The sequence below is a fragment of the Leclercia sp. UBA7405 genome (genome assembly GCF_037152215.1).
In the GTDB taxonomy this organism is placed as follows: Bacteria; Pseudomonadota; Gammaproteobacteria; order Enterobacterales; family Enterobacteriaceae; genus Enterobacter; species Enterobacter pneumoniae.
Genome location: NZ_JBBCMR010000006.1, coordinates 124,478 through 136,212, shown reverse-complemented (window position 1 = coordinate 136,212; position 11,735 = coordinate 124,478). Strand labels below are relative to the sequence as shown.

The window sequence follows — 11,735 nt, the reverse complement described above, 5'->3', positions numbered from 1 at the left end:
TGTTGTTTCATGGTCTGCGAAAACATCGCAAGCACCAGGGAGGATAACGTTGCTTCAGCAACGGCCCGAAGGGCGAGGCGCAGCCGAGTAATCCTCCCGGATGCACCATCTATTACTTCATGTCGTTTTCAAAGCGGTATGTAGTATCAAGCAGTACAGCAGTCAATCCCGATGCATCCGTAGCTCAGCTGGATAGAGTACTCGGCTACGAACCGAGCGGTCGGAGGTTCGAATCCTCCCGGATGCACCATCTTCTCAGAGATAGCAGCAATACTGTTGTTTCATGGTCTGCGAAAACATCGCAAGCACCAGGGAGGATAACGTTGCTTCAGCAACGGCCCGAAGGGCGAGGCGCAGCCGAGTAATCCTCCCGGATGCACCATCTTCTCTGCGACAGCAGTAACACTGTTGTTTCCTAATTCTAAGTTTCCCCAGAACATCCCCCTTCATTCGTTTATTCCTTCACCATTTCGTCAGCGAACGCTTTGACTATCAGCGACAAAAACAGCTGTTTACGTTAAAGTAATGTTTTGTTAATCGTTTGGCGGAAGCTCGATGTACGCACAGTATGACGGTCTGATCTTCGATATGGATGGCACCATCCTGGATACCGAACCCACTCACCGTAAAGCCTGGGATGATGTTCTTGGCCGCTACGGGATGCGTTTCGATCTACAGGCGATGGTGGCGCTTAACGGTTCGCCAACCTGGCGTATCGCACAGGCGGTTATCGAATTAAATCAGGCGGATCTCGATCCGTATCTACTTGCCCGCGAAAAGAGTGACGCGGTAAAAGCGATGCTGCTGGATACCGTGCGTCCCCTTCCGTTAATTGACGTGGTCAAAGAGTGGTATGGCCGTCGTCCGATGTCTGTTGGCACCGGGAGCGAAAGCGCGATGGCAGAAGCCTTACTAGCACATCTTGACCTGCGTCGCTATTTCACGGCTGTTGTTGCTGCCGATCATGTCCAGAATCACAAACCCGCTCCGGATACCTTCCTGCTTTGCGCAGAACGGATGGGTGTATCACCTGAAAAATGCGTTGTCTTCGAAGATGCTGATTTTGGTCTTCAGGCGGCGCACGCGGCTGGCATGGCGGCAGTGGACGTTCGCAGACTGTGAGTGAACTGCTGTCACTCGCTTCGTTATTCGCCAGCAGTTTTTTAAGCGCTACCCTTCTGCCCGGTAATTCCGAAGTTGTGCTGATCGCGATGTTGTTGTCAGGCGTGAGTCAGCCCTGGTTGCTGGTCTTAATAGCAACAATGGGTAATAGCCTTGGAGGGCTGACTAACGTTATTCTTGGGCGTTTCTTTCCTCTTCGCAAAACGTCGCGCTGGCAGGAAAAGGCAGTTAACTGGCTAAAACGCTATGGCGCTGCCACGCTGTTATTAAGCTGGATGCCTGTAATAGGCGATTTGCTGTGCCTGCTGGCGGGATGGATGCGCATCTCCTGGGGGCCGGTGCTCTTTTTTTTAACGCTTGGTAAAGCGTTACGCTATGTCCTTGTGGCGGTAGCAACCTTACAGGGCATGTCGTGGTGGCACTAATTGGACTGTTTGTGACCCTAAACCATTACAATTATGCTAAATAAAATGATTTTGACAGGCGGGAGGTCGAATTGATCCCGGACGTATCACAGGCGTTGGCCTGGCTGGAAAACCACCCTCAGGCTCTGAAGGGTATTCAGCGTGGTCTTGAACGCGAAACGCTGCGCGTAAACGAAGATGGTTCACTTGCAACAACGGGCCATCCTGAAGTGCTGGGCTCTGCGCTGACCCATAAATGGATCACCACGGATTTCGCCGAAGCGCTGCTTGAGTTCATAACGCCAGTAGATGGCGATATTGACCATATGCTAACGATTATGCGCGACATTCATCGCTACACCGCCCGTCAACTGGGTGATGAGCGGATGTGGCCGCTTAGTATGCCTTGCTATATTGAGCAGGGGCAGGATATTGAACTGGCGCAATATGGCACCTCCAATATCGGCCGCCTGAAGACGCTCTATCGTGAAGGGCTGAAAAATCGCTATGGCGCATTGATGCAGACCATTTCTGGGGTCCATTACAACTTCTCATTGCCGATGGCATTCTGGCAGGCGAAGTGTGGTGAAACAGATAAAGAGGCGATCTCCGCGGGCTATTTACGTCTTATCCGTAACTACTATCGCTTTGGCTGGGTCATCCCCTACCTGTTCGGCGCGTCGCCGGCGATCTGCTCGTCATTCCTGCAAGGTAAACCGACCACGCTGCCGTTTGAAAAAACCGATTGTGGTATGTATTACCTGCCTTATGCTACCTCGTTGCGTCTCAGCGACCTGGGTTATACCAATAAATCGCAAAGCAATCTCGGAATTACGTTTAACGATCTGACCGAGTATGTGGCAGGATTGAAGCGGGCGATTAAAACCCCGTCTGAAGAGTACGAAGCCATTGGGCTGGAACGCGACGGTAAGCGTCTACAGATTAATAGCAATGTTCTTCAGATTGAGAACGAACTCTACGCGCCAATTCGTCCTAAACGCGTAACGCGCAGTGGTGAAACACCTTCTGACGCGCTGCAGCGTGGCGGTATTGAATATATTGAAGTTCGTTCGCTGGATATTAATCCCTTCTCGCCAATTGGCGTAGATGAGCAGCAAGTCCGTTTCCTCGATCTCTTCATGGTCTGGTGCGTGCTGGCGGATGCGCCAGAGATGAGCGCTGATGAACTGCTCTGCACCCGCACTAACTGGAACCGCGTGATTCTGGAAGGGCGTAAACCGGGCCTGACGCTAGGCATGGGCTGTGAAACGGCGCAGTTCCCGTTACAGAAAGTCGGGAAAGATCTGTTCCGCGATCTGAAACGCGTCGCGCAGACGCTGGACAGCGTCTACGGCGGAGAAGCCTATCAACAGGTTTGCGATGAGCTTGTAGAGAGCTTCGACAATCCTGAACTGACGTTTTCAGCCCGTATTTTGCGTTCTATGATTGATGAAGGCATTGGTGGCACAGGCCGATCGCTATCTGCGCAGTATCGTGAGATGTTGAAAAGCGAACCGCTGGAAGTGATAAGCGAAGCCGACTTTATCGCGGAGCGTGAAGCATCGCAACTGCGTCAGAAAGAGATTGAAGCGGCAGATACTGAGCCATTTGCAGCGTTTCTGGCGAAGAACAGCTGACAGAAAAGAAAAAGGCCACATCGCTGTGGCCAAACTTACATCTCTGAAGAACAGGGATGATGATAACAAATGCGCGTCTTTCATATACTCAGACTCGCGTTGAAACGAAGAGTTCAATTAATTTTAAAAAAATCACTTTCGGAGGTGACGTATGCCGTTATTAGATAGCTTTACTGTCGACCATACCCGTATGGAAGCGCCTGCTGTACGTGTTGCGAAGACCATGAATACCCCGCACGGCGACACAATCACCGTATTTGACCTGCGTTTCTGCGTGCCAAACAAAGAAGTGATGCCGGAGCGCGGTATTCATACCCTTGAGCACCTGTTTGCAGGTTTTATGCGCGATCACCTGAACGGCAACGGCGTTGAGATTATCGATATCTCCCCGATGGGTTGCCGTACCGGTTTCTATATGAGTTTGATCGGCCAACCGGAAGAGAGCCGCGTAGCGGATGCCTGGAAAGCGGCAATGGCCGACGTGTTGAAAGTAAAAGAACAGAACCAAATTCCGGAACTGAATGTTTACCAGTGCGGAACATATCAGATGCACTCGCTGGAAGAGGCGCAAGAGATTGCACGCCACATCATCGAACGTGACGTACGCGTAAACAGCAACGATGAACTTGCCCTGCCGAAAGAAAAACTGCAAGAACTGCATATCTAGCGATCACACCGGCACTTTTTCATGAGGTGCCGGTTCTTATTATTACATCCTGTCATTATTCCCTTTATTAAATCCTAAAAAATTCTTCAGTAATGTGAATTGTGCCCGTAGTGTTTTACTATTGAGGTCGGTTTGCGGCTGACCAATAAAATTCTAACATTAAGTTGTCTTAAACTATCTGTTGTATTAATAATATCGGACCCGATTGTCGCAAATTAATGTTTATTTAGAGGAATTTATGAAAAGTTATGTTTCAGGCTCAGCAGTGCTAATTTCCGCATTTATTTTATCTGCATGCAGCACCGTTAATACCACCCCTATTGCGAAAGAGCCTGAAGCGCGTAAGCAGGAGGTGCAGTGCTACCAGGAGTTCTCCGCGCTCCAGAAGCTGGATCCTGCGGCTTATGAAGGCTACCGTAAACAGTTCGAAAACATTAACAAAAACTACAAAATTTATGAAACAAACAAATCTTTGGTTGATGCCAATGCCTCAGAAGTTATGCTGACGGAAATTAATAAGAAGATCTCGTTAGTTTGCGTCAGAATAAAAAACAGCGTTTATTCCAATATGATGAAACGCGCGAACGAAATGAATAATCTATGAAAAAATACGTGACTGCTACTCTTTATTGTGGATTGCTTTTATCCAGTGGGAGTAGTTATTCAGCTAATACCGACCTGCTCGAACAGTTAAGTAACGAAAAAATCATCGGCAACGATCCCACGAGCCCTTTTAGTTCTACTGAGGGCTCGGCTGCAGTTCCTGAATCCCCGCCGGTAAAAACCGTCCCTCGTCCAGCGAAGCCACAGGCAAAGCCGTTGCCTGTGGCTTCGCAAGACAGTTCAACCTGGCGTAAAAAAGTGGCCGGGCTGACCGAAGAACTCCGTAAAGCGAACGCCACCATCACAGGATTAGGCCACTCCCTCCAGGAGATTGAGCGTGAAAAATCGACTCTGGAACAGGCGCTGGCTAATGAAAAAAAACGTGTGCAGGCGCATGAGCAGTCACTTACAAAGCTGAAGCAGCAGCCGGTGGGTAATGCACAACAGTTAGCCCTGGACAGTCTTGCAGCCACGCTTCCAAATAGCGCTTCACGAGATAAACAAAAGAACCAGCAATTTACTGAACAGCTTAACCAGGCAAACGCAAAAAGCGATGCGCTGAATAAAGAGCTAATCGCCCTTCGTGAGCAGAAACAGGCGCTGGAAGCAAAACTCTCTGGTCTGGAGACGCGCAGCGGCGAAACAGCGCAAAAGAACACCCAGCAATCAGAACAGCTGGCAGCTGCTATGGCCCAGAGCGTGGCGTTAAACAAAGCACTCGCCGAACTGAAAAGCCAGAACAAGACTCTGGAAGAGCAGTACGCCTCTCTTAAAGCCGCCAGTGGCAACACGCAGCAGAAGAGCGCAGAGCTGGCAGAACAGCTTGCCGCTGAGAAAGCGCGCGTGACTCGCACGTCTGAAGAGTCAGCCGCGCTGAAGGAAAAATTGCAGCGTCAGGAACAGCAGCTTTCAGAACTGAAAGTACAGAAGCAAGCTACGGATACCGAGCTGGCGACCAAAAGCACGGCCCTGATTAAAGAACTCAGTGACCTTAAGCTTCAGAAAGAAGCGCTGGACGGTCAGCTTGCGGCCCTGAAAACTGACAGCAGTGGCGCACAGAAAAAAAGCGCAGCGCTGGTAGAGCAGTTAGCCGCAGAGAAAGCGCGTTCCACCCAAATGGCCGAAGCGTCTGACGCCCTGAAGTCAAAAGTACAGCTTCTGGAAAAACAGCTCGCCGAACTGAAAAAAGGCAAACAGGCCGCGGATAGCGAACTGGCGACCAAAAGCGCGGCCCTTGTCAAAGAGCTTGCCGAACTCAAACTTCAGAAAGAGGCGCTGGATGCACGCCTTATCGCTCTGAACACGACCAGTACTGGTTCGCAGAAAAAAAACACAGAGCTGGCAGAGCAGTTAGCCGCCGAAAAAGCGCGTGCTGCAAAGACGACTGAAGAGTCCGCAGCCCTGAAATCAAAAGTAGCGCTTCTGGAAAAGCAACTTTCTGAGCTCAAAATAGCGAAACAGGCCGCGGATAATGAGCTGGCGACCCGGACCACGACGTTGATCAAAGATCTTGCCGATCTCAAGCTCCAGAAAAAAAATGTAGACGATCAACTCGCCGCGCTGGTCAGCGCCAGTGGCAATAAGGACCAGAAAAGTGCGCAACTGGCAGAACAGTTTGCTGCAGAAAAAGCGCGCGTTGCGCGTACCATGGAGGAGTCTGCCACCCTGAAGTCAAAAGTGCAGATGCTGGAAAAGCAGCTGACCGAACTGAAGGCGCAGAAGCAGAGTGCAGAAACTGCGCTGACCACCAAAGACAGGGCTCAGACTAAAGAACTTGCTGAACTCAAGTCACAAATTACGACGCTTGAGGGACAGCTCAGTGACCTCAAAGCGCAGAAAAAATCGCTGGACGATCAGCTCACCGCCCTGAAAAACAGCAGCAGCGGTTCGCAGCAAAAAAATGTTCAGCTAGTGGAACAGCTAGCCAGCGCGACAGCGAAAACGACGCAGTTGGCTAAAGAGTCAGAAGGGCTGAAAGCCCGGTCTCAGCAGATGGAAAAGGAACTTTCTACGCTCAAAACCCAGAAGCAAAGTGCTGAAAGCGAGATGGCAGCCAGAAGTGCCTCCATGCTCAAAGAGCTCGCCGAGCTTAAGCTGCAGAAAAAAACGCTCGATGAGCAGCTTGCTGCACTGAAAAATACCACTGGCAGCAAAGAGCAGCAGAGCTTACAGCTTACACAGCAGTTAGCCAGTGCGACGGCGCGCGCCACGCAAATGGATGAAGAGGCAAAAGCGTTAAAAGCAAAATCGCAGCTGCTGGAAAAGCAGCTTGCCGATCTGAAAGCGCAAAAGCAGACGACTGAAACGACCTTTACCACTCAGGGCGAAGCGCTTAATAAAACACTGAACGATCTTAAAGCGCAGAAAAAAACGCTGGAAGATGAGCTGGCCGCGCTTAAAGCCACCCGTCTCACTGCGGATCAAAAAAGCAGCGAGCTGGCTCAAAAGCTGGCGAGCGCGAATACGCTCTCAGCCCATCTTTCCAGACAGGTTGAGGATCTCAAAGCGAAGCTACAGGCGGGTGAACAACAGCTTTCCGGCCTCACCACGCAGAAGCAGACTGTTGCCGCGAAGCTGGCGGAGCAGGAGACCGCATTAAAAAATATGCAGCTGAAATCTGACATCACGCTCAGCCAGCTGGAAGATGCGAAGCGGGTCATCGCTTCTCAGGAATCGCTGATATCCGTACAAAAAAATGTGGTCGGCAACGACAAGGCGGCTGCCGAACTGAGTAAGAAGCTGGAGTCTGTTAACAAAGAAAATGCCGCGCTGAATGAGAAATTGAAAGCGCAGGCCGCTTCTCTTACCGAACTGACGAACCTTAATGAGAAGCTGAAGACGGAACAGGCAGCCAGCGAAAAGGCAGCGAAAGAGACGAAGCCTGTTAGCGGACAGCCGCGCGTTAAAGTTGATACCAGTGCAGCAAAAGATACCCAAACCAGCTATGCCATTGGCAGCTGGTATGGTCAGGCCGCCGATCGTGAAAAAATAAAAATGACCGATCTGGGCAAGAAGTTCGATCTGAAAGCGTTCACCCAGGGGTTCAACGATAAGGTGAATAACCAGCTGCAACTCCCGGTGGCGAAGATCACGAAAGAACTGACCACGCTGGATAAACAGCAGCAGAAACAGCTGGCGTCTACGCTCTCTGAAAACGAAAAACAGAGTAAAGCGATCCTCAGCAAGGCGGCAAAAGAAAAAGGCGCTGTAAAAACGGCAGATGGTTCGATTTACCGTGTCATCAAGCAGGGTGAAGCACCACTGGTTAATGGGCAGAGCAATATTATTACCGAGCTTGATGAAGTACTGGGCACGGGTAAAGTGATGTCCAGTAAAGAGGTGCGCGCCAGCCGCGTGCAAGACCTGCCACCGCTGTTCCGGTTGGTGGTCACCAAACTTGGTCTCGGCGGTGAAGCCAAAATCATCATCCCCGCTAAGCAGGCTTACGGTGAACAGGGCGTGCCAGGGCTTGTACCGCCGGGCACGGTCTCCATCATTACGGTGAAGATCATCGGCATTAAATAGGCATAAAAAAACGGATCTGCATGCAGATCCGTTTTTGTTTTGATGACGCGCTTAGTGGGCGCCTCCGCCACCACCGCCTGCACCAAACGGCGGCTTCGCAAACCATACCAGCCCCAGCAAGACAATAAATACCCCCGCAGACATCCAGAAAATCTCGTTAGCCGAAATAATCAGTCCCTGGTTGGTAATTTGCTGGGCAATCCAGCCGGAGGCCTGCTGATCGGTCATCCCCATACCCTGCAGCTGACTATACATCTCTTGCGCGTTCGGGTTATACGGGTTCACCGATTCGGTAAGCTGCGCATGGTGCATCGATTCCCGGTTAGTCCACAGAGTGGTCGTAATCGACGTACCAATGGAGCCAGCCAGCGTACGGGTGAAGTTCGACAGGCTTGATGCCGCAGCCAGGCGCTCGGGCGGCAAGCCGGAGAGCGTAATGGTAGTCAGTGGCATGAAGAAGCACGCAACCGCGAAGCCCTGAATAAACTGTGGCCACGCAGAGGCACCAAAGTCCATTCCTGGTTCGAAGGTATACGCACGCCAGTAGAAACAGACCGCGTACATAATAAAGCTGAACGTCACAAGCCGACGCATATCCAGCTTATGGGCAAAGCGACCAATAATTGGCGATAACAGCACCGGAATGACCCCAACGGGCGCCGAGGCCAGGCCTGCCCAGGTGGCCGTGTAGCCGTACACTTCCTGTAGTAGCTGCGGCAACAGAACGATCGCGCCGAAGTAGAGCATATAGGCCAGGCTGATACATAAGCAGCCGATGGTAAAGTTTCGCGATTTGAATAGCGACAAGTCGACTATCGGGTTTTCATCGGTCAACTCCCAGACAATCAGGAAGCTTAACGCCACCACCGCCACCACGGTCAGGACGATGATCTCCTGAGAGGCAAACCAGTCCAGCTCTTTACCGCGGTCGAGCATGATTTGCAGACTACCGATACCCAGAACCAGTAACGCCAGCCCCACGCCATCAATACGCCGCTGTTCAGTACGGGTTTCCCGACCGCGCAGTGACTGTAACGTTAACAGCACCACAATGGCGCCGATCGGGACGTTGATGAAGAAGATCCAGCCCCAGTGGTAGTTATCACTGATAAAGCCGCCGAGGATAGGGCCGCAAATCGGCGCAACGATCACCGTCATTGACCACAGCGCCAGAGCAACAGATCGCTTCGCTGGCGGATAGTTGCTCAGGAGCAAACTTTGCGACAGCGGAATCAACGGCCCGGCAACAATCCCTTGTAATACGCGGAAGAAGATCAGCATATTCAGGCTGCTTGAGACACCACAGGCCCAGGAGGCAATCACAAATGCGATGGTGGACCAGAGGAACAGCTTCACTTCACCGACGCGCTTTGCCAGCCAGCCAGTAATGGGGATCGAGATAGCGTTCGCTACCCCGAACGAGGTGATGACCCAGGTTCCCTGGCTCAGCGACGAGCCCAGGTTGCCGGCGATGGTGGGGATCGCCACGTTTGCAATGGTGGAGTCCAGCACCTGCATGAACGTCGCCAGCGACAGCGCAATGGTCATAATGACCAGTTGCGCCCCCTCCAGTGGTTTTTGCGGTTTTTGCTGCTGCATAACGCTCACCTTCGGATTAACCGGCGTTCGCCTTCACGATGTCATTAATCAGCTTGTTCACAGGCTCAAGGCTGATTTCACGGGCATTACTTTCATACGCCGGGTTAGTGCGTACCTGGTTTGCCAGCATATGTCCGTCACGATCGGTCGTATCAACGGTCACGAGGGTCGAAAGTCCAATACGCAGGGGATGATCCGCCAGCTGTTTCTCATCCAGCTCGATACGTACCGGCAGACGCTGAACCACTTTGATCCAGTTGCCCGTCGCATTCTGCGCAGGCAGCAAGGAGAACGCACTGCCGGTCCCCATATCCAGACCCACCACTTTACCGGTGTACTTCACCTCGTCGCCGTAGATATCGCTCACCACGGTCGCGGTCTGGCCAATACGCATATGCGCCAGCTGAGTCTCTTTAAAGTTGGCATCGACCCACAGGTGCGTCGCCGGAACCACGGCCATCAGCGGTGTTGTGGTGCTGATCTGCGCGCCGGGTTGAACGGAACGACGAGAAACGTAGCCGGTCATCGGGCTGACGATTTTGGTACGCTCCAGCGCCAGCCAGGCGTTACGCACTTCCGTGGCGGCCTGTTTAACCGCCGGCTGTTGATCCAGCGTGGTATTCAGTATCATCGCCTGATTGGCGTTGTACTGCTGAATAGAGACGTCAAGCTGCGCCTGGGCGCTGGCCACTGCATCACGGGCGTGCTGCAGTTCTTCACGTCCAATCAGGTTGGCGGTGCCAAGCGGAACACGACGCTTGAAATCACTCTGCGCCTGCGCCAGGGCAGTTTTCTGCACCTCAATGCTGGCCAGAAGTTGCTTACTGTTAATCATCTGCTGGCGCGTTTGACGCACGCTCGAGGCAAGCTCGGTCTGCGCTTTTTCAAACGCCTGCTGCGCATCGGTCGGGTCGAGCGTGACCAGCACGTCGCCTTTCTGCACAAAGTCGGTGTTGTCAGCCCAGACTTTCGTCACGCTGCCAGACACCTGCGCCATAATTTGTACCTGGTTCCCTGCCACGTACGCATCATCCGTCTCCTCAAAATGACGCAGTACTAAAAACCAATAGATCCCATATGCCACGGCAATAATAATAAAGAGCAAGGTCAGCAGAAGAAGGGCACTTTTACGCTTGCCTTTCTTACTGGCTGGTTGCTGCGGGGGGGTATTCTCCGCATTTGCGCTCATTGTTGTTCTCCACGATCTTTTTATTTTCACATCGGCTGTGCCGACCTGTTATCAGAAAGGCCAGCAGTATGACGTGCTGGCCTGTCGGTTTTCTTATAAATCTGGATTGTCGAGCGAGTCGTCGCGTTAGCGCAGTGCCTCAAGAATGACACCGTCTTCATCCATCTGATCCAGACGGGTGAGGAGCTTGCGAGTGATGTGCTCAAGCTGGTCGCGCTCGGAGGTGCTAAGAGCAGACCAGAGTTGGTGCAGACAATTGTGCTGAGGCGGTAATACCTCACGCAGGAATGCGTGACCTTTGTCGGTCAATTGCAAATGCAGGCAACGACGATCGTTGTCGCTTTCACGGCGTTCGATCCAGCCGCGTTTTTCCAGCTCATCAGCGATACGGGTTGCATTGGTGCGGGATGAACCCAGCGCGCAACTCAGTTCGGAAGGCTGAATACTGTGATTTTCCTGAGACTCCAGCGTAATCAACGCCATAAATAACGTCTCGTTAATCCCTTGAGCTTTCAGCATCTTATTGCGGTTATCCAGCAATTTGCCCTGCATGTGCATGCAGAGACGGGTCAGCAGAATCTCCTGATACGGGAAATCCTCATGACGACTGGCGCGAAATTTAAGCATTTGTTCAATGGGCGTAAACGAACTATCCATTTGGGCATAACCTCATTAATTACAGCCGATATAGTAACGACAGTGACAAATAATGTAAATGAATTATTTGTGCGGTTAAAATCCGCAAAGCTTATGTCACTGCCATAAAGTGCCGGGTGAATCCGTGTCCCGGTGTTTAAAGAGACGGTCGGGCGGGTGCCCAGAGAAAAGAGGATTGGGTGATCTGAAACAGCGTGAAATGTCGAAGAAGGTGCGATGGGCTGGTTATTCATGCGGTTCGTAAATATATCACCCACATTAAAATTTCAGGGATAAATGTTTCCGCCACCTTAACAGACTGCGGGGCTTCTTGCACCCAGAGAAGCCCCAAA

The 11,735-nt window shown here is 51.8% G+C and carries 9 protein-coding genes and 1 tRNA gene; 7 read left to right on the top strand and 3 right to left on the bottom strand.

Features of this window, described 5'->3' with window-relative positions:
• Positions 1–173: 173 nt before the first annotated feature.
• From WFN75_RS20665 to WFN75_RS20635, 7 genes are all read left to right on the top strand, one after another.
• Positions 174–250 (top strand) — tRNA-Arg (locus WFN75_RS20665).
• Positions 251–555: 305 nt separating this feature from the next.
• Positions 556–1,122: a fructose-1-phosphate/6-phosphogluconate phosphatase gene (gene yqaB / locus WFN75_RS20660; protein WP_046886123.1), complete on the top strand. Its 567-nt coding sequence runs from the start codon at positions 556–558 to the stop codon at positions 1,120–1,122.
• Complete coding sequence (locus WFN75_RS20655) at positions 1,119–1,547, top strand: YqaA family protein (RefSeq protein WP_046886122.1); 429 nt, start codon at positions 1,119–1,121, stop codon at positions 1,545–1,547. Before yqaB ends, WFN75_RS20655 begins: the two co-directional genes overlap by 4 nt.
• 71 nt (positions 1,548–1,618) lie before the next feature.
• Positions 1,619–3,163 carry a glutamate--cysteine ligase gene (gene gshA, locus WFN75_RS20650; protein ID WP_207292282.1) on the top strand — a complete coding sequence of 515 codons (1,545 nt, stop codon included), beginning with the start codon at positions 1,619–1,621 and terminating at the stop codon, positions 3,161–3,163.
• 151 nt (positions 3,164–3,314) lie between these two features.
• On the top strand, positions 3,315–3,830 hold the full coding sequence (luxS, locus tag WFN75_RS20645; protein WP_040074294.1) for an S-ribosylhomocysteine lyase: 516 nt from the start codon (positions 3,315–3,317) through the stop codon (positions 3,828–3,830).
• A gap of 238 nt (positions 3,831–4,068) precedes the next feature.
• Positions 4,069–4,434, top strand: coding sequence for a hypothetical protein (locus tag WFN75_RS20640; protein ID WP_046886120.1), 366 nt, complete (start codon positions 4,069–4,071; stop codon positions 4,432–4,434).
• A gap of 221 nt (positions 4,435–4,655) precedes the next feature.
• Entirely contained in the window at positions 4,656–7,958 is a 3,303-nt protein-coding gene (locus WFN75_RS20635; RefSeq protein ID WP_336996744.1) for an FKBP-type peptidyl-prolyl cis-trans isomerase N-terminal domain-containing protein, read from the top strand.
• Between the two features lie 51 nt (positions 7,959–8,009).
• Here WFN75_RS20635 and emrB read toward each other — a convergent pair whose 3' ends face one another.
• The 3 genes from emrB to mprA all read right to left on the bottom strand — a co-directional run bounded on the left by emrB (position 8,010) and on the right by mprA (position 11,403).
• Positions 8,010–9,557: a multidrug efflux MFS transporter permease subunit EmrB gene (gene emrB, locus WFN75_RS20630; RefSeq protein WP_040074298.1), complete on the bottom strand. Its 1,548-nt coding sequence runs from the start codon at positions 9,555–9,557 to the stop codon at positions 8,010–8,012.
• A 16-nt stretch (positions 9,558–9,573) separates the two neighbouring features.
• Positions 9,574–10,746: a multidrug efflux MFS transporter periplasmic adaptor subunit EmrA gene (gene emrA, locus WFN75_RS20625; RefSeq protein ID WP_207292279.1), complete on the bottom strand. Its 1,173-nt coding sequence runs from the start codon at positions 10,744–10,746 to the stop codon at positions 9,574–9,576.
• 126 nt (positions 10,747–10,872) lie between these two features.
• The gene (gene mprA / locus WFN75_RS20620) at positions 10,873–11,403 is read right to left on the bottom strand and encodes a transcriptional repressor MprA (RefSeq protein ID WP_040074301.1); all 531 of its coding nucleotides are present in this window, start codon (positions 11,401–11,403) and stop codon (positions 10,873–10,875) included.
• Positions 11,404–11,735: the final 332 nt, after the last annotated feature.